Raw genomic sequence first — 26090 nt, 5'->3', positions numbered from 1 at the left:
CTTATGGCTGAGAAAAAATTCATGCAAGCAGATGATCTGTTTCATATTTCATCGATTTCCGATCCACGATTTTCACCAGACGGAAGTGAAGCTCTTTTCATCCGAACAGAAATGGATAAAGAGAAGAATACGTATGTTTCGAACTTATACCATTGGGATCGAGCGACAAATACAACAGGTGCTTGGACCCATGGTAAAGACAGAGTGTCTGGTATCCAGTGGGCACCAAATGGAGAACAATTTCTATTTTTATCAACAAGAAATGAGAAAAACCAAGTATTCTTGATGTCCAAGAATGGAGGAGAAGCAAAACAGATCACTGACGAAGAAAAAGGTGTAAATAGTGCAATCTTTTCCCCAGACGGAAAAAAAGTAATCTATCACGTTTCTGCAGAAAAAGATGAAAATAAAAACGGTGATGAAAAGGCAGAAGAAAAAGATGAAAAAGATCTTCCAAAGCCTAAAGTCATTGAACGGATGAAATATAAAGCAGATAGTGTTGGATTATTAGAAGAGAGCTTTCAACAGGTCAAACTAGTTAACCTTGAAGACGAAAAAGTTGAGACCTTATTAAGTGGCAAGCAAAATTTCAATGTCCTGGATTGGATACCTAATGGGCAATCTTTCTTCTATGTAACTGATGAAGAAGTCGATCAAGACTTTAATTTTAATATGAATCTTTATCGGTATGATCTAGACAGCAAGCAATCTAGTCTAATCGAAACAGAGGAAGGATATGTCTCAGGTTTACGGGTTTCCCCAGACGGAAAACAATTGTTGTTTGTTGAAATGGGAAGAACCTATGAAAATGCAACCCATACAGAATTATATCACTATGATCTTGAAACAGGGATTAAAACATGCTTGACAGAAGGATTAGACGCACCTGTCGGAGATTTTGTCGTGGCTGATATTCAGCAGCAGCCCGTCTTGCAATTGGTAGTCTGGGCAAGCAATCGTGATTTTTATTTTCCAGTTTCGACACAAGGAAATCTCGTTCTTTATTATGGAAATGTCGATGGTGAATTGTACCCAGCATTACAAGATGACTTCCATATCTATGGCTTTGATGTGAATGGCGAAAACCAACAAGCATTGTTGACGGTCAGTACACCAACAAATCCAAGTGAGCTTTACTCTTTGGATATTCCATCAGGTGAGTTAACGCAAGTCACTCATTTCCATCAATCTTTTTTAGAAAAAACGGAAGTAGTTAAACCAGAATCCATTTCTTATACAAGTAAAGATGATTGGACAGTTCATGGATGGTTTATGAAGCCGGCTGGCTATGAAGAAGGAAAGAAATATCCAATGATTGTGAATATTCACGGTGGGCCACACGCTTTTTACGCCAATACATTCTTTCATGAAATGCAATTATTGGCCGCAAAAGGCTATGCAGTTCTATATGTTAACCCGCGCGGCAGTCACAGTTATAGCCAAGAATTCGTCGATGCGGTAAGAGGCGATTATGGAAATGGTGATTATGAAGATATTATGAACGGTGTTGACTATATTACAAATCGATACGATTGGATTGATCAAGAACGATTAGGAGTGACTGGAGGCAGTTATGGTGGTTTCATGACAAACTGGATTGTTGGTCATACAAATCGTTTTAAAGCAGCTGTAACACAGCGAAGTATTTCCAACTGGATTAGTTTCCGCGGCGTCAGCGATATCGGTTACTATTTCAGCGATTGGCAAATCCAAGCGGAATTTTCGGATGTAGAAAAGTTATGGAAGCACTCACCGATTGCTTACGTCGATCAGATGGAAACTCCTTTATTGATTATTCATAACGAAAATGATTTTCGCTGTCCAATCGAACAAGCGGAACAGTTGTTCATAGCATTAAAATATCGTCAACAAAAAACAAAGTTCGTTCGTTTCCCTGAAGCTGACCACAACTTATCACGAACAGGAAAACCGAACCTCCGTCTGGAGCGGTTAAATCACATTGTCGGTTGGTTTGATGAATATTTACAGTAAATACAAAAAGCAGCATTCCCGGTTATTCCGAGAATGCTGCTTTTTTAATTCCAATTCTGGTCGATAAATTCATCTCGACCTGATTTTTCACGATCTTTTAAATAATATTCCTCATTCTTTTTATAAAAGTCTTGGTGTTCTTCCTCTGCAGGATAGAAGGTGGAAGCTTTTAAAATTTCGGTGACAATCGGTTGTTTAAAACGGCCGGATTGTTCCAACTCTCGTTTCGATTGTTCCGCCAATCGTTTTTGTTGCTCGTTCTGGTAAAATATTGCTGTCCGATATTGTGATCCGCGATCATGAAACTGACCACCTGGGTCCGTCGGATCAATTTGTTTCCAGTAGAGGTCCAAAATAAATTCATAAGAAACTTTACTTGGATCAAAGACAATCTCTACCGCTTCATAATGACCTGAATTTCCTTCTTTCACTTGTTCATATGTAGGATTTGTTACATGTCCACCTGTGTAGCCGGAAGTAACAGAATAAACACCATCCCATTGATCAAATGGCTTTACCATACACCAAAAACATCCGCCTGCAAACACGGCTTTTTCTTTATGTTCAGTCAATGCACTACACCCCTTTCACAATACACTGAATTATAACAGTTGAAGGGCTTTTGCAAAATAAAAAAGCCTTGAGTGTTGATGCACACCCAAGACTCATCAGTCATAATTTTCTTTTTCCCGTAATCAATTGGAAGACAAATACAATTCCTGCGACGATCAATAATAAGTGAATGAGTCCCCCAGCGATGTCCAATATAAAACCAATTAACCAGATCGCGAGTATAATCCCTATAATCCACCAGAGCATTTTCTTCACCTCTTCATTTTTCTATTTATTAGTAACGTACCCATGCGACACGGTATTCAAACTTCAGTTCTATCGAAACGTAGAATATTTGTTATAATGAAATAAGTAAGAAATAATAGGGGATGATGAGATGAGAGAGACTTTACAAAAATTAGTTGATAAAATGAATGAGGACCCAAGTGGATTAGATCATTTGTCCGCTACTTATAATTTCATATTGAGTGAAGGGGGACAATACTCCATTGAATTTTTTGACCAAGGTGTGGAGTTGAATGAAGAAGCAACCGATCATGCTAAATGTAGCTTGCGATTGAAAAAAGAAAACTTACATAAGTTGATCGATGGGCAATTGAATGCCACCTCTGCTTTTATGATGGGGAAAATTAAAGTAGATGGAAACATTGGTCTCGCGTTAAAACTACAGAATGTGCTAAACAACTATCGTTAATCATTAAAATTTGAAGCTAATGAATTTGATTAGAGAAGCTAGGAGGTCAATAATGAAAAAAGCGGTTGTTTTATTTCTGGTGACAGTTTTATTTTTGACTGCGTGTTCAGAAGAGGAGACACAATATCCGAATCCAAACGATACAGCTGATGAATACATGGAGCAATGGATGGAATATGACTTTGAAAAATTGTATGAAAACTATTTGAGCGAGCAAACAAAATCAACTTTTTCTCAAGAAGATTTTGTAGAACGTTATAATCATTTATATGAAGCTCTTTCTGTGGACCAAGTTACCATTGAGCGTACAGAGCCGGTAGAAGAGCTGACAAATGAGGAACTCGAGACGATGACGGAATATGAGGTGCCTATTCAAATCTCGTTTAATACGTTAGCTGGTCAAATTCAATATGAAAATACATTACAGTTAACACGCCCGTTGAATGAAAAGGAAGAAGAAGAAGAAAATGAAGAAGATCGCTGGTTTGTTGAATGGGATACAACTTTCATCATGCCTGAAATGCAGGCAGAAGATGAGGTGCGATATCAAACAACACTGGCATCACGGGGAGAGATTTTAGACCGAAATGGCAATCGCATCGCAGCGAATGGTGAGGTATATGAAGTAGGAATAACACCTATGGACTTCAATGAAAATACGCTCTCAGAATTAGCGAATATCTTGAAGGTTTCACCAGAATCTATTAAAGAAAAGTATACACAAAGCTGGGTTGATGAAGATCATTTCGTACCCGTCAAGAAATTCATGTTAGACGATAAAGACATCGTTCAGAATGCTGTATCAATAGGAGGCGTATCCTCCCGAGTTGAGGTTGACCGAATATACCCATATAAAGATGTGTTAGGGCACTTAACAGGTTACATTGGCCAAGTAACAGCTGAAGACTTGGAAGAGCTTGAAGGAAAAGGATATTCATCAAGTGATGTTGTAGGGAAAAGAGGACTTGAACAGTTATATGAAGACCAACTACGGGGGATTAATGGTATTGAGCTTTATATAGAAAAGCCGGATGGCTCCAAAACACCTGTAGTTGAACAAGAGGCAAAAGATGGTGAAGATATAAAGGTTACCATTGATGCTGAACTTCAATCGAAATTATACTCCGTTTTAGAAGGAGAGAAGGGAACTGCTACAACCATCGATCCTGAGACTGGAGAAGTAACGAGTTTAGTTAGTTTGCCTAGTTTTGACCCTAATTTATTCGTTCACGGAATCACCGATGAACAATATAGCCAGTTATCTAAAAATCCTGATCAACCATTAATTAATCGTTTCTCTTCTACTTATTCACCTGGTTCAACAATGAAGCTTCTAACGACGGTTGCGGGATTAAATGCAGGTACACTTGATCCAAATGAAGCATTGGAGATCGAAGGGAAACGCTGGCAAAAAGATGACTCATGGGGTGATTTCAAAGTAACCCGTGTCAGTACGAATCATACCAATGTTGACTTGGAAACAGGCTTCAAGCATTCTGATAATATTTACTTTGCGATGCAAGGATTAAAAATGGGTGGCGAAACATTCCAAGAAGAATTAGAAGCCTTAGGATTTGCAGAATCCATTCCATTCGCATATCCAATGGCTACATCTCAAGTATCTAACAGCGGAGAATTCAGCTCTGAAGGTCAATTAGCTGATTCAGCTTACGGTCAAGGAGAAGTTTTAATCAATATCGTTCATCTGTCATCCATTTATGGCGGAATTGCAAACGACGGAAACATCCAGAAACCATTATTGCTCGCATCAGAATCTCCAGAGGTGTGGCTGAGCGAAATCACTACGGGTGAGAACGTAGAACGATTACAAAACTTATTGCGAAAAGTTGTAACGGAAGGGACAGCAACATCTGCCGAAATCGAAGGAAGAGCGATTGCTGGAAAAACAGGAACAGCTGAGTTAAAAGCTAGTCATGAGGATGAAAATGATGAGCAAAATGGTCTATTCATTTCTTATGATCAAAATCAACCCGATTTCGTGTTAGGAATTCTTTTGGAAGGTGTGCAGGATCAAGGCGGCAGTGGATATGCTGTTAAGAAAGCGAAAATGTTTTATGAAAAAATGAGTCAATAATAGTAAAAGACTGCATGGACGCGGATCACTTCCATGCAGTCTTTTTTGTTGTCAGTAACCTAATTGGTTTAATATTTCAATCAATAGATCAGGTCGATCGGTAATAATGCCATCAGCACCGTTTTCAATCAATCTTCGCATATCATCCGGATCATTAATCGTCCAATAGTGAAGGTTCATGCCAATTCGTTCAGCACCTTCAACAATAGATTTTGTCGTTAAATCAAAGCCGCTTTCTGATTGAGGGATTTGCAGTGCCTCTACTTGAGGGCGATAGAAATTCTTTAAAAAGAATTTGTTCAAGATGACAAATTTCGTCACTTCACCTCTGCCGCCTGATGTAACTATTCCAGGACCTGCTTGACTTCGAAATTGTTCGACTACTTCTTGATCAAATGATCCAATGAGTACTTTCTCTCTCATTCCATATGTATCAATTAAGTGAACCAACCGATTGATGAGCGGGTCGATCTTCTCACTTGGATTTGTATTTTTAATTTCCAATATGAACCGCATATCAGGAAAACGTTGAAATAATTCTTCGATGGTAACCAATTGAATCCCTTGATTTCGATAAGGATGTTTACCGTTCTTCTCGAAATAATAGCCTGCATCTAATTGCTTCAACTCATCTAAGTTGAAATCAACAACCTTACCACTACCGTCTGTCGTCCGGTTGACGGTTGGATCATGAATGGCAACTAGATAACCATCCTTAGATATATGGATATCCGTTTCTATTACATCCACGCCAAGTTCTTTTGCATGTTCAAAAGCAATCATTGTGTTTGAAGGTCTTAAATGCTCCCCACCCTGATGTGCAACAACCAATGGCTTGTCTCCATTTTCGAAAAAAGGATGAGCTTCTACGTGGTGAACCGGTAATATATTTAAGAATATGTAGATTGCACCTAAAATCAGTAACAGCGTACGTAATGCTCTAAATGGATTTCGCTTTCTTTTTCTCAAGTTAATGGCCTCCTTTTCTTTTGAGATTATATCATTCTATTAAATCTATAAAAGGTGATTTTTATACCTTTAAAAAATTACCTTCTACTTAACTATGTGTTTAATAGCGGGCAAAATGTTTAGTCGGGTTTATGATAGGTAATATGTTTATTGAGTCATTATTTAATGATAAAGGAGAGTGGAAAAATGAATAACATTAGCGATTCTTTTCAATCAATGTTAACTCAATTGATCCAAGCCATTCCGAATGTCATTTATGCATTACTACTTCTTTTATTAGCTTGGATTATTGCCAAGGGTGTCAAAGCACTCATCACAAAGGGCTTTGTAAAGATGGGCTTCCATAAAGCTCTTAGCAAAGCACCGATTATTCAAAATAAAGAGCAAGGCGAAGATATTCTAAGTATAATCGGCAACATTGTTTACTACCTCATATTCATCCTATTCTTACCTTCAATTCTTAATGCATTAGGGATGAATTCCGTATCTGAACCGATTACCAACATGATGGACCGGATGCTATCGTTTATTCCAAACTTGATCGCAGCGGCAATCATCCTCGTTTTAGGTGTATTTATTGCCAGACTCATTAAAGATTTGGTATTTAAATTCCTACAAAGTTTACACATCGATAGTTGGTATCAAAAGCTAAATCCAGATTCAGCGGGTGAGGCACCTAATCAATACGCTTTATCCAATGTTTTGGCAAACATTGTTTACGTTTTCGTATTGATTCCAGTTATCACGATGGCTTTGGATGCATTAAACATCCAATCGATAACAGAACCGGTAACAGCTGTTCTAAATAGTGTTCTGAATATGATTCCGAACATTTTCGTTGCAATCATACTAGCCGTATTAGGCTATTACATTGCAAAATTCGTCGGCAACTTACTATTCAGTGTACTCAAAGGTGCTGGTATCGATCGAATTTATCGAGCTGTTGGGTTGAGTGAAAGTGAAGAGCCATCCTTTGATTTGTCGAAAGTAATCACCAATGTGGTTAAATTCATCATTATCTTATTCTTTACTGTCGAGGCGTTAAATGTCTTACAGTTAGAGGTATTGAATAACATTGGTAGTGCCATTCTTGAATACCTACCATTATTAGTAAGTGCTTTATTGATCTTAGGTATTGGATTCTTCTTGGCGAACCTCTTGGATAAATGGATTCGTCGATACACTGGAAGCAAAGCATCTGCAACGATCATCAAATATGTGATCATTGTATTTGCAGTATTTATGACACTTGATCAGTTGAAATTCGCAACTTCCATTGTGAATCTAGGTTTCCTATTGATTCTTGGCGGTCTCATGACAGCCTTTGCGATTTCCTTTGGTATTGGCGGTAGAGAATTTGCCAAAAATCAATTAAGCAAAGCTGAAAAGAAAATGAATAAGAAAACACAACAAAATCAGCCTGGTTCCAATGATGAACCACCAACTTTATAACAGTGAAAACCGTCCACTTGACCCAATAGGGCAATGGACGGTTTTTCATTAATAAAAAATTATAATGTATTGATCAACATACATAATTAAAAAACGTTTTAATTTATGGTCATTAATAAGGTTGCCACGTCAATTTTTTCGCTTGGTCAAATCGTTTAGAAACCGAATCCCAGCAAACTACATTCCACCAATTGTCTACATACTCATCTCGATTATTTTTGTATTGTAAGTAATAAGCATGTTCCCATACATCCAATACAAGTAGCGGAATGACATCCCACTGAGTTAGGACTTGGTGTTTTTCTGATTGTAAGATTTCTAACCGATGTGAACGGGGGGACCAAACGAGAATTGCCCAGCCAACACCTTCAACATTTTTAGCCGCTTCAGAGAAATGTTTCTTGAATGCATCAAAGCTATGAAAGGACTTCTTTATCGCTTTCAGTAAATCTCCTTTGGGCTTGCCGCCACCTTTCGGATTCATGATGTCCCAAAATATCGTATGCAAATAATGACCTGCACCATGAAATGCCGCTTCTCGTTCCCAATGCTTAATCAGATGATAGTCATTATTCCTTCTTGCTTTCTCCATCTCACGTTCAGCCTTATTCAAGCCATCAACATAACTTTGATGATGTTTTTGATGATGTAACTTCATGATTTCGTTATCTATATAAGGCTCCAAAGCGTCGTATGAATAGGGTAGGGGAGGGAGTTTATGTTCTCCAATGGGAACGAACCCAGATGGTTTTTCTGAGATCTCCTTAGGGTTTGTTTTCATTTTCTTTTCTTTCATTGATTTTTGTTGCTCTTTCTTTGAATTCGATTGAAGAAGTGATCGATATCCATTATATAAAGCAGATGCCTCTTTTTGTAAGTCATTCATCAAGTCTTTGTGTAGTTCTTGAGGGGTGTTTTTATAATAATTTATATCAGTCACTAGTTTATTGAGCTGTTTTTGTATATTTGGGAGTGTGTCGTTGTTGAGCACCACACTTGGATTCTTTTCCAGCTCTTGCATGGTATATTGGAATTGCTCGAGCCAATTTTCCATTTCTACGACGTATTGATAAAGCGAATTACGGTCTTCCATATTTTATACCTCCTTATGTCATCGTTTTATTGTATGTATGACATAGGTGAATGGTTATAGGAAAAAATCACTTCTGTTTTTTTAGGACAGAAGTGATTATCCTTTATTATTAATCAGTCCGATTCTCATCCTCAATGAGTGGGTCAATTTCTTCTGAGACCTCTGTTTGTAAATTATATCTCCGTCTGTCTACATTGTTTTCTTCTTCCATTTGAGTCTGGACCGAGTTATGGAAAAACACTTCGAATAAAGTGACCCCAATTGCAGATAGCAGGCTTGCCGTAAATAAGTTTCCTTCAAAAGCGTACGCATCCACTAAAAAGTAAATTACCGCAAAACTCATAACGAAATCTACAACTGATGCAACCATATTATTGGTTCTTGGTAAAATAAGCAAATCGCCAATTAGATAAGAAACGATTGAAAAAGTCAAAGTGACCCAAAAAACACTCATGAAATTCACACCGAATATAATTCCGAGGATAATATACAGTAAAACCAACATCGCAACAAATTTGCTTAAAATTAAACTGAAATGATTCATTTAGCTAACTCCTTCCCGATATTTACCTATAGCTTTTGAAATTCATCAAAAGTTATTCTTTCAATAGTATGGAAAAATCAATATCTACTTTAGATGATCAGGAGACTGTGGCGTCTCGACATTCTTTTTCATTTCATCAAAAATATTGGATGTTTGTTGATGATTATTTTGATTTTGTTGAACTTGTAAGCCTGTATACAAACTCATTAATTCTTTAAACTCTCTGACAGTAATTGGTTTTGCATCCGGAAACAATTCATAGCCGAGCTGTCCATTGGGTTCAAGTGTCGCTGTTTTCACATCACTAATCCGATTAATTCCTTGTTGACGCAATCGCATTTCCAACTGATCGGCAGTAAAACGTAATTTTTTCATGTTTTTCGTTTTTAATTCACCTTGCTCAATCACGATTTTTGATTTACCTGTAATGAAGTTTTCCATGAAATTGAATTTTACTTGTAAATACTCCATCACGATTAACGCCAATATAAACATTGAAGCAGCTAACAACGTCCGCCAAACACTCGACTCTACAATGGGTTGAATAATAATGGACCCTATCGAAATCATGACAACTGTTTGAGCGAGTGACATTTGTGATATAGATTTTCTGCCGGCAAAACGCAACAAAAATAATCCTGCAACAACCATCAAAAGCGATTCCCAGACAACAACCATTCAACCACCTACTTTTATATTGTTATTTATATTTTGGATGTACCAGCGCATCTTATACCAATTGAATCAGATCATAATAATCTGAATTTCCTTGATAAGCAATTGCACAATATGTTTTGATTCCTTATACTTTTAGTAGATGAAAACGACAAAAATCGATCAATTTTAGGAGCCTTCTGATGAATATACTGAGAATCATTTCAATATTAATGATCACTTCCTTGTTATTTTGGAGTAGTCCTATTTATGCACACACTGAAGAAGAACTCGAATTGTACAGTGAGTCAGCCATTTTAATGGATGCCAACTCAGGCGTTATTCTCTATGAAAAGCAAAAAGACAAAGAAATGTACCCAGCCAGCATCACAAAAATCGTTAGTGGATTGCTTGCGATTAAAGAAGGCAATTTGGAGGACATCGTAACCGTCAGCCAAAATGCCCGGGAAGCCGAAGGGACACGCGTTTATTTGGAAGAGGGGGAAGAGGTAACACTAGAAAAACTTATCCAGGGGTTGCTTATTAATTCCGGAAATGATGCAGGAATTGCCATTGCTGAACATCTCGATGGTTCAGAAGAAGCATTCGCTGAGCGGATGACTGAGTTTGTCCAAGAAAAGGTTGGAGTAACCGACTCTACGTTTAAAAACCCACATGGACTACCGGATCCTGAACACGTAACAACTGCTCATGATATGGCAAGGATTACTGCCTATGCGATGGAGAATCAAACATTCCGGAAAATCGTCGGGACGAAAGAATTAAAATGGGTAGGAGAAAGCTGGGATACAACCCTACGGAATCACCACCAGCTTGTTTTGCAACGAGATGATGTAACAGGCGTGAAAAATGGCTACACTGACGATGCTGGATTTACTCTGTCAACAACTGCTGAAAATGATGAGATTGAGTTAGTCGTAGTCACACTTAATGCAGAACATCCGAGGCATGCATATATGGATACTGAGCGATTGATTGAATATGGATATCAATTCCAGACAGAAACAATACCAGCCGGTAAGGAATTCACAGATGAAGAAGGCGAGCAATATATTTTAGATGAAACAATCAATTTTACTGTTAAAAAGGGACAAGATTGGACAACTCAGATCAACACAGACGGCCTTTTGTCCATTAAAAATAAAGCCAATGAACTGATTTTTGAATATCAATTTCCAATAGAAGAAACCATGACGGATGATAAACCAGTGTACGGTTCAACAGCAGGAGGGGAAGCCAACCCAAATCCAACAGGTTCTGATGGACCTGGATTATGGCGAATCATTATGTACACTATACTCTTTAGCAGCATACTGATTGTTGCTGGGTTGTTGTTTATGCGATTTAAGAAGAAAAGAACGACGAAACCAGAACAATCACCAATCGTTATCGAATCATACAAAGACCCTCGTCCTTGGCGGAAAAATTGGTGAGTGAAGAAAAAGAAGTTGAGAATAGGTTAGGGTGTTTGAGCGGTTAAGACACATTTTATAGATCGGACCAGAAATAAATATATTTTGTCATATGAATTTAACACGATAAATCGTTATTTCCACCATTTGAACGGGAAAATAATAAATATCATCATAAAAATGAGGTGAAGGATTATGGCAAATAACAATCCAACCGTTCACACAGTGCCGAATGGTAGTGAGTGGAAAAACGTTCAAGATGGTAAAACGATAGATTTATATGAAACAAAAGGGTTAGCTGTTGAAGCAGGACGTGAAAAAGCTAAAAATGATGAAACAGAACACGTCATTCATAACCGCAATGGAAAAATCAGCGAATCAAATAGCTACGGCAACGATCCATTTCCACCTAGAGGATAGTATTTTAAATAACTCTAATTAAACGTGATTGGATTCTTCTAGCAAAATACAGAACTTCTATCCATAATAAATAGAAGTTCTGTTTTATCTAAATTTAATGTATGAATTAAGATATTTCTTTAGCTTGAATTTATTTGATGTTATGATTAGATAAGTAAGGATAAGAATACGTCATTTCAGCAAGAGAGGTGTAATAAATGGGATTCACTCAAATTGGTATACCGGGATTAATTTTGATCGTTATTATATTATTAGTTATATTCGGACCGAAAAAATTACCTGAATTCGGTAAAGCAGCGGGTCAAACATTGAAAGAATTCAAAAACTCCACGAATGACTTAATAAGTGAACATGAAAAAGACGAAAAAGATGCAAAAGATGAAACTGAAGAAGATCAGTCCTCTGAAAATGTCGATCAAAAAACAGACAACCATTCATAAGATAGACTTTGATTATACAGAACGAGCAAATAATAAGAGGCTGGGACTAAACCTTCAAAGTTGACTCAGATACGAATAATATAATTTAGTAATCCGGAAATATCCGCTTCGGAAATATACTCCGCTTTTCGCGGGCAGCTGTTGAGCCTCCTCGTGCTTCGCACTGCGGGGTCTCACCTAGGCTTTTGCTCCCGACGCTCAGGACGGGCTAGTGTCAACGTTGGCCACAGGACGTGGCCGCATTTAGTTGACCGCAGAAGTCTCCGTATATTTCCTACGCTAAGTTAGATTGCTATTCGTGTTTCTGAGTGTAAAACTTTAATTTGTCCCAGCCTCTTATTTTTTTGAAAACATTTTTAGTACCGACTGTTATACTGGTTTCATCAAGGGAGTAACAAGCTTACAAATAAAGGTAATATAATATTAGTGAATCAAAAGGTTCTACTTGGAGAACCACATACTTACAGTGTGATTACATACATTGCGATAATGAAAGGTTCACATGATTTAAGTGAGGTGACTTATGGGAGACGTAAGTGTTATAACAACTATATTTACGATAATTTCTTGGTTTTCTATTTTTGCGATTGCTTATTTTACATATAAGAAATTGCAGGAGAAACCGGCTTTTTGGAAGGTTTTAGTGGTTACTTTTATCGGTATTTTAGCGTTTACGGTCAATCTAGAGGTATTCGGTTCCTGGATTCGGCTACCAATCTTGCCGTTAGGTGTTTGGATTTTGATGGTTTTTTTTATAGGCAAAAAAGGGAGATGGGAAATGTATCGTCCCTTTGCTTGGATTGGATTTGCGGGTCAATTTATTTTTCTCTTCACTTCTTTGTTGACTATTCCACTCAACCATCTCGTTTACCCGGAAGATCAACTCTCTACATACATAGCGAATGCCGATCATGCTTCAGTCATCTCAATCCACCCATCTGCTGAAGAGTTTTCGTTTAATAAAAATGAGTTTACTAAGCAATTGAAGGACTTAAACAGGGCAGCGATTCATAGTGACAAGTGGTACGACGAAGTCGCAACCAGCATGACTCCACAAGCTGAAGCTATCGATGAGAGGTTTCCATACTTTTTGACGGAATTCGATTCAAAGTGGGGAAGTGGAGTGAGTTCAGCTATTTACATAGAGAAAGATGGAAGAGGTCTACTAATAACCACTCCAGAGAGTCAATACTATTTTCGATCAGATGAATTATTATTAAAGGTAGGAGAGCAATGACAAAAAGAAAATTATTTACAATCACTGCTCCGGTCTTTATTCTGATTATCCTTTTCTTCATCTATTGGTACTATTTTTCCAAGCCAACTGGGTTTCTATCAGATGAACAATTAGTCAAGCAAATCAATGAAACATTTCCTCAAGCTGAAGTAGATCAAATCCAGGACACCATTCAATTGGATCGTGAGCACGTTTTTGTCCCGTTTATATCTAAATCTGAGAAATATGGGGTCAGCTACTGGGAGTGGAGCAGTAGAAAGTGGGAACCTATTCACATAAATACAAGCGGAGAACCTCTTATGTGGAAGATAGATGCTGAAAAACCGTCTACGTTCCATATTTTATGGAACTTTAACCCAAAAGACGAACTAAGCTCTCTGAAGTACTACATTATTCGAGATCGTAATTATCAAATTTCCAGTGGTAATCATATGTACACACCACGGGTACAAATTGAACGAGAGATTCCTGTAGGAGAGAATTCCTTTGGCGTGTTTACATTGCCTGAAGATTGGCAATCCTTCTATAAAAATACTGCGAATTTAGCCATTCCAGACAGACAAGGGTTGAATTTGTTTAGTCACATGGGCTTGAATCATTTAATCTATTTTGGCTGGACATCGTACAATGAATTTGATGAAAGAACTTTTCCAGAAAACTCATTAAACGGACACGGCTTCAGCAGTGGATCCACAACAACGGATTTTGTCCGATGGTTTAATGAGAGTGATCTTGAGAAGTAGACTGAAAGTGATAGAGTAAGTTAGAGAATAGTGCATCTTATGAATTTTTCCTTATCAATTTTATACGATTCATAACAAAAATGGTTTCATCATACACATTACAGAAGACATCATAAAAATCACTGAACTTATGATGATTGAACTTATGATGATTGAACGTATGATGAAGGGGAGAGTTTATGCCATTTTTGAATGAGGAATATAATAATCCTAATCAGATAATATTTTTAAATACTTATTATCCCTATCGGATTAAAAATGAGTGGGGAAAGTTAGTCAGAAATCCAAATTTCAATTCCTTTTCTGGCCTAGTGTTAGATTTAAAAGAAGGAAAACCCGGAGCAATTAACCATTTCTTTAATCTATTAAATCCCCATTTAAAAGATAATATTTTATTAACCTATGTACCTTCTCACATCCCAGCTAATAAAGACTCCGGTGTAAAAAGATTAGCTACAAAGCTCGCTTCACAAAACAATAGAGTTGATGCAACCTCTTGTTTAGTTAGACACTCTAAAATTGCAAAATTAACAAACGGAGGCGACAGAAATCAAGAGGTTCACTTGCAATCGATTCATTTAGAGAATTCACACTTAATTGAAGGAAAAACAGTTCTTATTTTAGATGATGTAACGACAACATATAACTCTTTGTTTGCTTGTCAAAAGATCCTCTTAGATCATGGCGCAAAGAAGGTCAATTGTTTAGCAATTGGGGAGACAGGAGGATACTAGTCTAGATGTTACATACAGAACATATTCTTACTTTGTTAAAATTACCAGGTATAGGAAGAGTGAAAGTTACTGAAATAATCCATACTACAACAGAAACACCTAGCAACTTAAAGGAATTATGGGGATTAATCAAGCACACAAATAACAACAACTCCAAGATTAAAGTCCCTGAATGGGAAACATTAATAAAATCGAATGATAAAGCAAGAGCAGAAATTGAACTATGTAAAAAATTAAACATTCATGTTATAGGGATCTGCGATGAAATGTATCCTAAACGCTTGAAACGAATACCGGATGCGCCCGTATTAATTTATGCAAAAGGTAATCTTAATTGTTTAAATGATCAAAAACTAGTAGCAATTGTAGGAACTCGTAAACCCTCAGAGTATGGAAGTACGTGTAGTCACTTATTTGGAAAGAACTTTGCTGAAAGAGGAATAGTTGTAGTAAGTGGCTTAGCAAAAGGAATAGATACTTTAGCCCATAAAGGTTGTATAGAAGTTAACGGGAAAACGATAGCAGTTCTAGCGCAGGGTTTAGATACTCCTATATACCCTAAGGAAAACAGGCCGCTAGCAGATAAAATAATAGCTGCGGGTGGATGTTTACTTAGTGAATATGGCTTAGGTGTGAGAGGTAGACCTAATTATTTTGTTGAGAGAAATAGAATCCAAAGTGGAGTAAGTGATGGTGTAGCTGTAATTGAAACCGATGTTAAGGGCGGAACCATGCATACTGTAGATTTTTGTCTTAAACAAAGAAAACCACTTGGTTGTTTAAATCACCCGAATAAATTTCTTGTAAATAATGATCAAGCTAGTGGCAATCAATTATTATTAGAAAAGAATCAAGCAATGCCGTTATTTACTCCAAAAGACTTTGAGAAATTTATTCAAAGCCTAAATAGCGTTGGAGAATCTAAGAAGGATTCCGATTCTGATAAGAATGATGAGCAGTTATCTTTATTCTAATTCTGCAACAATGAGATGGAGTAAAGGTAACTGATCCCAATCAGTGAATAAATTTATTTGCTAGTTTACATAATATATATTATCGGAAGTTAGATTAAAACAAATTATTAAGCTACTTCATTGGTTATTTAGCATTCTTCAGTGTTGATTAAGTCAGCTTCAACGTTTATTTCAAATTCTTCAGTGTTAATTGAGCCTACTTCAGTGTTAATTCCAAATCCTTCAGCGTTAACATTCAATCCTTCAAAGTTCATTTAAATTCCTTCCGACGTTCATACGTATTTGACAAATATTCATTAATCAGCAAATATATAAGTAATAATATTCAGATAAGTGAGGTGTTTTTATGTTGACAATTAATTGGTTTGACTTTATCACACCGACTACACCCTTTGCATCTATTATTTTCGGACTTGTATTTACGTTAATCATTGGTTTGCTCGTTTGGTTTGATACAAAAGAAATGAAAATGACGTCTATAGTCACCGTTGGATCTTTGTTGGTTGTTTTTACCGGCGTATATTTATTAAAAGCAATTGGTTTCTATGGATAAATCCCCTCCCCTCTCGATAAGTCTTTCCTTCTCAACAATGCGCATCTAAGTTATAATAAACATATATTCAGAATATTCTACACCGAATGCAGGAGGGATTTTGTGACAAAAGCAGTTTGGAATCCAAGTTCAGATTATGTAAAAAACACACGTCTTTATCAATTTATGCAACGGTTTAATCACGAAAATTATGATGAATTCTTTCAGGAAAGCATACAAGACATCGGACGATTTTGGGGTGAAGTTGACCTCGAATTAAACTTACAATGGTTTGAACCATATCAAAGTGTCTTAAATCTTGAAAACGGTAACAAATATCCCAAATGGTTTGATGGCGGTAAAATGAATGTTGCTTATAATGCCCTTGATCGCTTCGCAAATGATGTGGAAACACAAAACAATCAAGCAATTATTTGGGAAGGCGATAACGGAGAGGTTATCACGTATACTTATAAAGATCTTCAAGATCAAGTAAACCAAGTTGCCAACGGATTGGTTGCTCAAGGAGCTAAATCTGGGGATCGGTTTACAATATTTATGCCGATGATTCCTGAAACGGTCATCGCGATGCTCGCGGTTTCAAAGATTGGTGCTATCTTTTGTCCAGCATTTTCCGGTTATAAGTCTGAAGCGATTGCTACGAGAATCAATGCCGCTCAGGCCAGATATTTAATTACAGCAGATGGTTTTTATCGTGGCGGCAAACAAATCAATCTAAAGGAAGAAGCAGATCAAGCAGTCGCCGACTCCTCTTCCATCGAGAAGGTGTTTGTCGTACGTCGAACAAATGAAGAAGTTTCATGGAATGCGGATAAAGATGTTGACTGGGAACAATTAAAAACGTTAGATACTCATTTCGAAAGTGTTCATACAAATGGTGATGACCCTTATATGATCATCTTCACTTCTGGTACAACGGGTAAACCAAAAGGGACATTGCATACACATCATGGATTTCCAGTTAAAGCAGCGTTTGATGCGGGTGTCATGATGGATGTCACTGAACAAGACAATATTTTCTGGTATACAGATATGGGCTGGATGATGGGGCCTTTCTTAGTTTATGGTGGATTAATGAATGGTGCGACCATTACTGTTTTCGAAGGCACGCCAACCTATCCAGAACCTAGTCGGATTTGGGAGTTAGTTGAAAAGCATCAAGTGACTCATTTAGGAATCTCCCCTACTTTAATTCGTACGTTAATGACAATGGATGAATCGTATGCGACAAAGCATGATTTATCGACGTTGAAAATGGTCGGATCGACAGGTGAACCTTGGAACGACGAGCCTTGGATGTGGCTATTTGAAAAGGTTCTCAATCGCAAGGTTCCGATTATCAACTACTCAGGAGGAACGGAGATTTCTGGGGGTATCTTAACAAATGTGCTCGTTAAACCGATCGCTCCGGTGGCTTTTAATGCTGCTGTTCCTGGAATGGATGTAGATATTTATGATGAAAACGGCCAATCCGTAAAAAATGAAGTTGGTGAATTAGTCATTAAACAACCGTGGGTAGGCATGACGAAAGGATTCTATCAAGATAATGAACGCTATGAAAAAACGTATTGGAACCGTTATCCGGATACGTGGTGTCATGGTGATTGGGTCATTTGTGATGAGGAAGGTTTTTATACGATTACTGGACGGTCAGATGATACGTTGAATGTCGCTGGTAAACGGATCGGACCGGCTGAGTTGGAGTCCATTTATGTAGAACATGAAGCTGTTGTCGAAGCTGGTGTGATCGGAGTTCCACATGAAGTCAAAGGTGAATCTCCTATTGCCTTCGTCGTTATAAAAGAAAATCGCAAACCCGAAAGCGAATTGATTGAAGAGTTAACGAGCCATGCGATTCATCGATTAGGGAAAGCAATTGCACCTCGAGAAGTATATATTGTTGAGGATTTACCAAAAACGCGCAATGCGAAAGTGATGCGCCGCGCCATTCGGACGGCATATCTTGGTGAAGATGCCGGTGACTTGTCTGCTTTGGAGAACCCCGAATCAGTGGATTATATTAAAAGACTAAATACAGTAAAATAATAGTCAAAGCCCACTTTACGTGGGCTTTTCCAATGTAGGTGATTAAAATGAAAAAACAGTATCGATTAAGAGATTATGAGATAAAAATTGGACAGCTGCAACCAGGAAAAAAGAATGCGATAACAGACGTGAAAGGCGTACAAGTAGGTCATTCGACAATCAGAGAAGGAGCTATTCAAACAGGGGTGACGTCCATCCTGCCCCATTCTGGAAATCTATTTAAAGAAAAAGTCATAGGTGCTTCTCATGTTATCAACGGATTCGGAAAAACAATTGGACTTACCCAGTTGGATGAACTTGGCACAATCGAAACACCGATCTTACTGACAAACACATTAAGTGCCGGAATAACTGCGAACCACCTGGTCGATTATATGCTTGAGTCCAATCCTGAAATTGGCCGAACAACTGGTACGATCAATCCTATTGTCGGTGAATGTAATGATATGATTTTAAATGATATCCGACAGAAAGCGATATCGAAGCAACATGTTTTGGCAGCCATTGACAATGCAACTGATCACTTTGAAGAAGGTGCGGTCGGTGCTGGTAGAGGAATGGTTTGTTATTCCTTAAAAGGCGGTATTGGCTCTGCGTCAAGACTGATGACTATTGGGGAAAAACAATATACATTAGGTGTCTTAGTTTTATCCAATTTTGGCAATCTAGGTGATTTAACGATGGATGGTCGAGCGATTGGCATGGAACTAGACAAACATTTAAATGATTCAAAATCACCTGATAAAGGCTCAATCATGATTATTTTAGCAACCGACCTTCCAGTATTCGACCGACAGCTGAAGCGCATTTTGAAGCGAACAGTTACGGGTCTCTCTAGAACAGGCTCAATCATCGGACACGGGAGTGGTGATATCGCGATTGGTTTTTCAACAGCAACAAAAATCCCACATTCACCGGTTCCTGAACCGTTAGCCTTTTCCTTTATTCATGAAGAATTGCTTGAAGATGCTTTCAGAGCTGCTGGTGAAGCAACTGAAGAGGCTATTTTAAATTCATTAGTGACAGCTAACACCGTGACAGGTAGAGATAAGAACACACGTTACGGAATCATTGATCTTTTAAATAAATATGGAATGAGCTTATAATTAAAAACTATTTATTGGTCTAAATCCAATGGTTGTCCGCCCTCGATCGTACCTTTTTCATAACCTTCTTGAAACCATGTACGCCGTTGTTCGGCTGTTCCGTGTGTGAAACTATCGGGGACGACATACCCTTGGGTCCTTTTTTGAATGGTGTCATCTCCAACAGCAGTAGCTGCGTTTAATGCCTCTTCGATATCACCCTGTTCCAAATAACCTAAATCTTCAACGTGATGCGCCCAAACCCCAGCGTAATAATCCGCTTGCAATTCAAAACGAACGGAATACTCATTGAATTCATTTTGACTAAGTTCCTGTCGCAATTGATTTAATTGCTTACTTTTACCAAGCAATGTTTGTACATGATGACCCACCTCATGCGCAATGACATATGCCATCGCAAAATCACCTGATGCGTTGAATTCCGTTTTCAACTGGTTATAGAAGCTTAAATCAATATATAACTTTTGATCGCCAGGACAATAAAAAGGACCTACTGCAGAGCTCGAAAATCCACAGGCTGTTTGAACTGCGTCCGTATACAGTACTAATGTCGGCTCCTTATAAGTCATGCCATTTTCTTCGAATCGTTCAGACCAGACTGCTTCTGTATCGTTTAACACCACCGAAACAAAATCTGCAAGTTCCTGATCTTCTTCTGTTTCTGTATAAGGAGCTGTCGTAGATTGTTGTTCCCCTTGGATGCCGAGTAATTGCTCTAAAATCATTGTCGGATTTCCGGTAATCAGTGCAATTGCCACCATAATAATGATTCCGACTCCACCAAGTCCGGCAATTCCCTTACCAGATATACTTTTCCCACGACGATCTTCTACGTTGCTACTCTTTTTCCTTCCTCGCCATTTCATATGTGAATCCCTCACCTTGCTATGTTCTATTTATTCACTTCCCCTTTCTGTAAATAGATATTCCTCAACAACTCGCTGGTTAAGTTATAGGCTCTGTTAAAGATTTGTGTTGGTTTTCAAATAATATAGAGCTGAGTAGTTGAATTTGAATCACATCGGTGACGATATCTAGCGGGCAAAATGAAAGATTTTCCGATAAAACCACACGTCCCATGGGGTAACATCGTTCTGCCGATAAACCATGTGAAGCCGTCGAAAAACTGAACGAAGCCATCGAAAAACCGAGTGAAGCCGTCGATAAATTGGACAAAGCCATCGAAAAACCGTGCGAAGCCGTCGATAAATCAGGGAGAAATCAATACTTAATCATCAACAGCGAACTTTAACAAAGCCAAGTTATAAACCAATCAACAAAAAAGCTTGGTGATATTCCACCAAGCTTTCGATTCAGATAATACCTAAGTTTTTCATACCATGATAAATGCCATCATCATCGACTGAGTGTGTCACATGTCGCGCAGCGGCTTTAACCTCTGTTAATGCATTCCCCATAGCCACACCATGTTCCACGTCCGTTAACATTTCAATATCATTCAGCCCATCACCAAAGGCATAAATGTTTTCACTCGGTACATCTAGGTGACTTAACATTTTTTGAATACCAAGCGATTTGGATCCGCCTTTTGGCAAGACATCCACGGACAATGGGTGCCAACGAATAAAATCAAAGTCTGTGAATTTTTCTTCGTATCTCGCTTCTTCCCCTTCTTCACAGAACAATAATGTTTGATATAAATCCCTACCTTTATAGTAGTACGGATCATGGGTAGGAAAATGATTGATTTTTAACGTCATTATACTCTCTTCGATAAAAGGATGTTCAGGTACATTTGCTTTCATATCCTCATGGTCCATAAATACAACAGGATGATTATGGTGAAGTGCATCATTTGTTAACTCAATTAATGAATCAATATTTAAAGGATTTGTAAAAATTACTTCTCCGTTTAGAACAACAAATTGACCGTTATAGCTCACGAACGAATCTAGAGCAAGCTCTTTCAGTAAATCTGTAAACATAAAAGGTGCCCGCCCAGTCGCTATAATAACATGATGACCTTGGCGTTTAGCTTCTTGAATGGCTTCCTTTGTAGATTGAGGTATTTCTTTATCCGAATTCAGGATCGTTCCGTCGATATCGATAAAAATAACTTTTTGATCTTTCATGTCAGTCACTCTTTTCTATTTATCAAAATGCTAGCTCTATTATATCGAGGAATATTAAAAACGCCAAATTATCACGAACCTAGTTTACATAAGAGTAATATGGTCACCTGTTCAGTTTACATAATAAAATTATACTCAACTATTCGGTTAACATAATAAGTTTATGATAATCTAGATTTCTAGAAGTTCCCAATTGTAGTGCCTGCGACTTTACCAGTGAATAAACAGCCACCCAGAAAGGTTCCTTCGAGTGCTCGGTAGCCATGGATCCCTCCTCCACCAAACCCGCTAGCTTCTCCAGCAGCATACAAGCCTTTCAATGAATTACCATCTTCACCCAAAACACGTCCTGATAAATCAGTTTGCAATCCGCCCAGAGTTTTCCGGCTCAGAATATTTAATCGGACAGCAATCAAGGGACCATTTTTAGGATCTAAAATTTTATGTGGTTTTGCTGTCCGGATGATCCGGTCTCCACGAAAAAATCGAGAACCTCTAAGAGCAGCTACTTGAAGATCTTTCGTAAATTTATGATCGATTTGTCGATCCCTTGCTACCAACTGGTGCTTAACTTTCTCATAATCGAGTAATTCCTCTCCACTCAATGCGTTCATTTTGTCCACTAAAGTTTCTAAGTCATCTTCAACAATGAAGTCTTCACCGTGTTTTTTAAACGCTTCTACAGGCTCTGGAGCACCAGAACCCAAACGCTTTAACAGTTGCTTAATGCTTTTACCGGTTAAATCCGGGTTTTGTTCCGAACCGGATAATGCGAATTCTTTCTCGATAATACTCTGCGTTAAAATAAACCAAGAATAATCATAGCCTGTTTTCATGATAGCTTCAAGTGTACTTAACGTATCAAACCCTGGATAATTTGGAGCCTCGAATCGATTTCCTTCAGCATCTAACCAAATGGATGAGGGTCCAGGTAATATGCGAATGCCATGTGCAGACCAGACGGGATTCCAATTTTTTATCCCTTCTGTATAATGCCACATGCGGTCACGGTTAACGATTCGTGCACCTGCTTTCTCCGTTATTTCGATCATTCTGCCATCGACATAATCGGGAACACCTGAAAGCATGCTCTTCGGCGGATTACCCAGTCGCTTTGGCCAATTCTGACGAATCAAATCAAAATTCGCTCCTACTCCCCCGCTCGCAACGACCACTGAATCGCCTTGATATTGAAACTCGCCTGCTTTATCTCTTGAACTTTTCTCTCCTCGTTCAACTGGATCATCGATTAAAATGGTACCTGATACACCAGTAACTTCGTTGTTTTGAACAATTAAATCATCAACTTGGTGACGTGGCTTATATGTAACGTTTCCTTTTTGAATGTGTTCTCGAACACGTTTATCAAATGGTGCAACTACTCCAGGGCCTGTTCCCCATGTAATGTGAAAACGAGGAACTGAATTCCCGTGTCCGTCCGCTAATCCACCACCTCGTTCAGCCCAGCCGATGACCGGAAAGAATTTGATACCCATCTTACGTAACCATGAGCGTTTTTCACCCGCAGCAAAATCCAAGTACGCTTCTGCCCATTTTTTCCCCCAATAATCTTCTTCATCACGATCAAAGTTCGCTGAACCGAACCAATCCTGCCTAGCCAATTCATACGAGTCACGAATTCCCATTCGTCTCTGTTCCGGTGAATCAATCAAAAATAGTCCGCCAAAAGACCACCAAGCTTGGCCACCGAAAGAACTTTCTGGTTCTTGGTCCAATAACAATACTTTCTTTCCTCTGTCAGCAATCTCGGCCGTCGCTACTAACCCAGACAACCCTGCTCCAATAACAATTGCATCAAACTTCATATAAATCTCCTCCTAAGTGAAAAACCAGCAGCCGTTTGTCATCAGCTGCTGGTTCTATTACTATGAAATATTAAACTGGATAAACACCATGTTTTCTTTCGGTAAAGTGAAGATTTTTAGATTGATAGGCATCTAACCGAAGTTCTAACGCTTTTCTTAGATTGTCCGGTTCGACAATATCATCAATAACCATTTCAGAAGCTAATCGATATATATCGATATTCTCTTGGTATTCCTTATGTTTTTCTTGGATGAATGCTGGTCGCTCTTCTTCTGGAAGTTCGGCAATCTTATTCGCATATACAGCATTTACTGCAGCCTCTGGTCCCATGACGGCAATTTGGGCTGTTGGTAAGGCAATCGTTACATCCGGTTCAAACGCTGGTCCAGCCATAGCGTAAAGTCCTGCACCGTAAGCTTTGCGAACAACAACAGAGATTTTCGGTACGGTTGCTTCACTCATTGCAGAAATCATTTTTGCTCCATGTCGAATGATTCCAGCCTGCTCAACACGTGTTCCAATCATAAAGCCTGGAATGTCAGCTAAGAACACTAGCGGTATATTAAATGCATCGCATAATTGAATGAACTTTGCTGCTTTATCGGCGGAATCATGGAATAATACGCCACCTTTCATTCGTGGTTGATTGGCGATGATTCCAACGGCTTTTCCATCAATTCGAGCAAGACCGGTAATTAACTCCTTGGCGAAGTTTTTCTTTATTTCACAAAAACTATCTGCGTCAATCAAACGTTTGATTAATTGATGCATATCAAACGGAGCGTTTTGGTTTTCGGGAATTATTTCACTGATGGTCTTTTCGAATGAAGCCGGAGATTTGGTTTCAGCTACTGGTGGTTTGCTTCTAAAGTTCTCAGGAAAATACGTTAAATACTTTTGTGTATATGCAATTGCTTCAGACTCGTCTTTTACTAACACATCACCTACACCAGAAACGGATGTGTGCATTTTAGCTCCGCCCATTTCCTCGAGGCTTACTTTTTCACCAATGACCTTTTCTGCCATTCTTGGTGAACCGAGATACATGGAAGCATTGCCATCAACCATAATAACAACATCGCAAAACGCCGGTATGTAGGCGCCGCCTGCAGCAGATGGACCGAATAATAAACAAACCTGTGGCACTCTTCCAGAAAGTTTCACTTGATTGTAAAAAATTCGTCCTGCTCCCCTTCTATTTGGAAACATGTCGATTTGGTCAGTAATACGAGCACCTGCCGAATCGACTAAATAAAGCATAGGCAGCTCTAATTTCATCGCGGTTTCTTGAATTCTAAGAATCTTTTCGACTGTGCGTTTTCCCCAAGATCCTGCTTTTACTGTTGAATCATTCGCCATGATACAGACACGTTGGCCATTCACTTTTCCAATGCCAGTGACAACACCATCTGCCGGAAGTGATCCGTCCATACAGTTGGCAAAAAAGGCATCTTCAACATCAAGATCGTCATCCAGCAGTTCTTTTAATCGATCACGGACAAACATTTTCCCTTTTTCTTTATTTTTTTCATGATATTTTTCCGCACCGCCGGACTCAATATTCCGACGTAATTCTTCATGATTTTCTGTCGTCATGTCGTTACACCCTTTCTGTCTCTTTGCAACCTATTTCCCTTGATACTGTGGTTTTCGTTTTTCTTTGAATGCTTGTAATCCTTCTAATCGATCTGCCGTCGGGATCGTTTCTAAATAACACTCTCGCTCGACTTTCAATCCATCAGTTTTAGATAGTTCATAACCTTTGTCGATTGCTTTTTTAGCCATTTTGACACCGACTGGTCCATTGCCAGCAATCTGTTTGGCCATCGATAATGCTTGTTCTTCAAGATCCGTTGGTTCAAAAATCTCTTGAACCAAACCGATTTGTTTAGCTTCATCACTTCCAAATCGCTTCGCTGTCAAAATATAATATTTAGCGTTCGCAAGTCCAATGAGTCTTGAAAGACGTTGGGTTCCACCTGCCCCTGGAATAATAGCTAATGATGTTTCAGTCAATCCCATTTTCGCTGAACGGCTTGCTATACGAATATCGCAGCCAAGCGTTAGCTCTAATCCTCCACCGAAAGCAGCACCATTAATAGCCGCAATCGTCGGAATCTTAAGCTGTTCAACCCGTGAGACGAGGTCGCCAATTTTACCTACCGTTTTAACAACCTCTTCTTCACCCATCGAAGCTCGCTCTTTCAAATCTGCGCCCGCACAAAACACTTTTTCACCGACGGCTGTGATGATGAGTACACGCAGCTGGTCATTTTGCTCAATATCATCTAACTGCTGATTAAAGTCATCCAGCAATTTCAATGAAAAAGCATTAGCGGCATTCGGTCGATTCAGCTTTAAAATTCCGATCGTTTCATCGACAATCTGAAAATCAATTGTATCCATTGTTTCTCACAC

26 protein-coding genes are annotated in these 26090 nt (G+C 38.5%); 14 read left to right on the top strand and 12 right to left on the bottom strand.

Features of this window, described 5'->3' with window-relative positions; all coding sequences use genetic code 11:
- Nucleotides 1-3: 3 nt before the first annotated feature.
- Nucleotides 4-1992 carry a S9 family peptidase gene (locus KQ486_RS00310; RefSeq protein ID WP_216686480.1) on the top strand — a complete coding sequence of 663 codons (1989 nt, stop codon included), beginning with the start codon at nucleotides 4-6 and terminating at the stop codon, nucleotides 1990-1992.
- A 44-nt stretch (nucleotides 1993-2036) separates the two neighbouring features.
- Here KQ486_RS00310 and msrA read toward each other — a convergent pair whose 3' ends face one another.
- The gene (msrA, locus tag KQ486_RS00305) at nucleotides 2037-2564 is read right to left on the bottom strand and encodes a peptide-methionine (S)-S-oxide reductase MsrA (RefSeq protein ID WP_216686479.1); all 528 of its coding nucleotides are present in this window, start codon (nucleotides 2562-2564) and stop codon (nucleotides 2037-2039) included.
- A gap of 100 nt (nucleotides 2565-2664) precedes the next feature.
- Complete coding sequence (locus KQ486_RS00300; protein ID WP_186278488.1) at nucleotides 2665-2811, bottom strand: lmo0937 family membrane protein; 147 nt, start codon at nucleotides 2809-2811, stop codon at nucleotides 2665-2667.
- A gap of 130 nt (nucleotides 2812-2941) precedes the next feature.
- On the opposite strand from KQ486_RS00300, the gene KQ486_RS00295 reads away from it, so the two are divergent.
- Nucleotides 2942-3259, top strand: coding sequence for an SCP2 sterol-binding domain-containing protein (locus KQ486_RS00295; protein WP_216686478.1), 318 nt, complete (start codon nucleotides 2942-2944; stop codon nucleotides 3257-3259).
- Between the two features lie 52 nt (nucleotides 3260-3311).
- Nucleotides 3312-5354 (top strand): penicillin-binding transpeptidase domain-containing protein, encoded by a 2043-nt coding sequence (locus tag KQ486_RS00290; protein ID WP_216686477.1) that lies wholly within the window; start codon nucleotides 3312-3314, stop codon nucleotides 5352-5354.
- Between the two features lie 51 nt (nucleotides 5355-5405).
- Here KQ486_RS00290 and KQ486_RS00285 read toward each other — a convergent pair whose 3' ends face one another.
- A complete protein-coding gene (locus tag KQ486_RS00285) occupies nucleotides 5406-6323 on the bottom strand; it encodes a glycerophosphodiester phosphodiesterase family protein (RefSeq protein WP_216686476.1) in 918 nt (305 codons plus the stop codon).
- Nucleotides 6324-6509: 186 nt separating this feature from the next.
- Here KQ486_RS00285 and KQ486_RS00280 point away from each other — a divergent pair, with 186 nt between their 5' ends.
- Nucleotides 6510-7775, top strand: coding sequence for a mechanosensitive ion channel (locus KQ486_RS00280; RefSeq protein WP_144159016.1), 1266 nt, complete (start codon nucleotides 6510-6512; stop codon nucleotides 7773-7775).
- A gap of 112 nt (nucleotides 7776-7887) precedes the next feature.
- Here the strand turns inward: KQ486_RS00280 and KQ486_RS00275 are convergent, their stop codons facing one another.
- The 3 genes from KQ486_RS00275 to KQ486_RS00265 all read right to left on the bottom strand — a co-directional run bounded on the left by KQ486_RS00275 (nucleotide 7888) and on the right by KQ486_RS00265 (nucleotide 10090).
- A complete protein-coding gene (locus KQ486_RS00275) occupies nucleotides 7888-8868 on the bottom strand; it encodes a superoxide dismutase (protein WP_216686475.1) in 981 nt (326 codons plus the stop codon).
- A 109-nt stretch (nucleotides 8869-8977) separates the two neighbouring features.
- Nucleotides 8978-9412: a YndM family protein gene (locus KQ486_RS00270; protein ID WP_216686474.1), complete on the bottom strand. Its 435-nt coding sequence runs from the start codon at nucleotides 9410-9412 to the stop codon at nucleotides 8978-8980.
- A gap of 84 nt (nucleotides 9413-9496) precedes the next feature.
- On the bottom strand, nucleotides 9497-10090 hold the full coding sequence (locus KQ486_RS00265; protein WP_216686473.1) for a DUF421 domain-containing protein: 594 nt from the start codon (nucleotides 10088-10090) through the stop codon (nucleotides 9497-9499).
- A gap of 179 nt (nucleotides 10091-10269) precedes the next feature.
- Here KQ486_RS00265 and KQ486_RS00260 point away from each other — a divergent pair, with 179 nt between their 5' ends.
- From KQ486_RS00260 to KQ486_RS00230, 7 genes are all read left to right on the top strand, one after another.
- Nucleotides 10270-11520 (top strand): D-alanyl-D-alanine carboxypeptidase family protein, encoded by a 1251-nt coding sequence (locus tag KQ486_RS00260; protein WP_216686472.1) that lies wholly within the window; start codon nucleotides 10270-10272, stop codon nucleotides 11518-11520.
- Nucleotides 11521-11694: 174 nt separating this feature from the next.
- Nucleotides 11695-11919 carry a DUF2188 domain-containing protein gene (locus KQ486_RS00255; protein WP_144159028.1) on the top strand — a complete coding sequence of 75 codons (225 nt, stop codon included), beginning with the start codon at nucleotides 11695-11697 and terminating at the stop codon, nucleotides 11917-11919.
- Between the two features lie 197 nt (nucleotides 11920-12116).
- Nucleotides 12117-12359, top strand: a complete 243-nt coding sequence (gene tatA / locus KQ486_RS00250) for a twin-arginine translocase TatA/TatE family subunit (RefSeq protein ID WP_144159031.1) — start codon at nucleotides 12117-12119, stop codon at nucleotides 12357-12359.
- 523 nt (nucleotides 12360-12882) lie between these two features.
- Nucleotides 12883-13596 (top strand): hypothetical protein, encoded by a 714-nt coding sequence (locus KQ486_RS00245; protein WP_216686471.1) that lies wholly within the window; start codon nucleotides 12883-12885, stop codon nucleotides 13594-13596.
- Nucleotides 13593-14339 carry a hypothetical protein gene (locus KQ486_RS00240; protein WP_216686470.1) on the top strand — a complete coding sequence of 249 codons (747 nt, stop codon included), beginning with the start codon at nucleotides 13593-13595 and terminating at the stop codon, nucleotides 14337-14339. Before KQ486_RS00245 ends, KQ486_RS00240 begins: the two co-directional genes overlap by 4 nt.
- A gap of 179 nt (nucleotides 14340-14518) precedes the next feature.
- Entirely contained in the window at nucleotides 14519-15073 is a 555-nt protein-coding gene (locus KQ486_RS00235) for a ComF family protein (RefSeq protein WP_216686469.1), read from the top strand.
- Nucleotides 15074-15078: 5 nt separating this feature from the next.
- The gene (locus KQ486_RS00230; RefSeq protein ID WP_216686468.1) at nucleotides 15079-16047 is read left to right on the top strand and encodes a DNA-processing protein DprA; all 969 of its coding nucleotides are present in this window, start codon (nucleotides 15079-15081) and stop codon (nucleotides 16045-16047) included.
- A 128-nt stretch (nucleotides 16048-16175) separates the two neighbouring features.
- Here KQ486_RS00230 and KQ486_RS14520 read toward each other — a convergent pair whose 3' ends face one another.
- Complete coding sequence (locus KQ486_RS14520) at nucleotides 16176-16301, bottom strand: hypothetical protein (protein WP_274237237.1); 126 nt, start codon at nucleotides 16299-16301, stop codon at nucleotides 16176-16178.
- Between the two features lie 92 nt (nucleotides 16302-16393).
- Here KQ486_RS14520 and KQ486_RS00225 point away from each other — a divergent pair, with 92 nt between their 5' ends.
- From KQ486_RS00225 to KQ486_RS00215, 3 genes are all read left to right on the top strand, one after another.
- On the top strand, nucleotides 16394-16600 hold the full coding sequence (locus KQ486_RS00225; RefSeq protein WP_144159046.1) for a hypothetical protein: 207 nt from the start codon (nucleotides 16394-16396) through the stop codon (nucleotides 16598-16600).
- A 102-nt stretch (nucleotides 16601-16702) separates the two neighbouring features.
- Nucleotides 16703-18646, top strand: coding sequence for an AMP-binding protein (locus KQ486_RS00220; RefSeq protein WP_274237234.1), 1944 nt, complete (start codon nucleotides 16703-16705; stop codon nucleotides 18644-18646).
- A gap of 47 nt (nucleotides 18647-18693) precedes the next feature.
- Nucleotides 18694-19752 carry a DmpA family aminopeptidase gene (locus KQ486_RS00215; RefSeq protein ID WP_216686467.1) on the top strand — a complete coding sequence of 353 codons (1059 nt, stop codon included), beginning with the start codon at nucleotides 18694-18696 and terminating at the stop codon, nucleotides 19750-19752.
- A gap of 11 nt (nucleotides 19753-19763) precedes the next feature.
- Here KQ486_RS00215 and ypfJ read toward each other — a convergent pair whose 3' ends face one another.
- From ypfJ to KQ486_RS00190, 5 genes are all read right to left on the bottom strand, one after another.
- A complete protein-coding gene (ypfJ, locus tag KQ486_RS00210) occupies nucleotides 19764-20618 on the bottom strand; it encodes a KPN_02809 family neutral zinc metallopeptidase (protein WP_144159052.1) in 855 nt (284 codons plus the stop codon).
- 447 nt (nucleotides 20619-21065) lie between these two features.
- Nucleotides 21066-21845: a Cof-type HAD-IIB family hydrolase gene (locus KQ486_RS00205; protein WP_144159055.1), complete on the bottom strand. Its 780-nt coding sequence runs from the start codon at nucleotides 21843-21845 to the stop codon at nucleotides 21066-21068.
- Between the two features lie 179 nt (nucleotides 21846-22024).
- Nucleotides 22025-23671: an FAD-binding dehydrogenase gene (locus tag KQ486_RS00200; protein WP_216686466.1), complete on the bottom strand. Its 1647-nt coding sequence runs from the start codon at nucleotides 23669-23671 to the stop codon at nucleotides 22025-22027.
- 70 nt (nucleotides 23672-23741) lie between these two features.
- Nucleotides 23742-25268 carry an acyl-CoA carboxylase subunit beta gene (locus tag KQ486_RS00195; RefSeq protein ID WP_216686465.1) on the bottom strand — a complete coding sequence of 509 codons (1527 nt, stop codon included), beginning with the start codon at nucleotides 25266-25268 and terminating at the stop codon, nucleotides 23742-23744.
- Nucleotides 25269-25298: 30 nt separating this feature from the next.
- Entirely contained in the window at nucleotides 25299-26078 is a 780-nt protein-coding gene (locus KQ486_RS00190; protein ID WP_216686464.1) for an enoyl-CoA hydratase-related protein, read from the bottom strand.
- Between the last annotated feature and the right edge of the window lie 12 nt (nucleotides 26079-26090).

This window comes from Allobacillus halotolerans (assembly GCF_018967645.1).
Classification (GTDB): Bacteria; Bacillota; Bacilli; order Bacillales; family Alkalibacillaceae; genus Allobacillus; species Allobacillus halotolerans.
The sequence above is the reverse complement of the archived record's forward strand: the minus strand, read 5'-3'. Positions and strand labels throughout refer to the sequence as shown.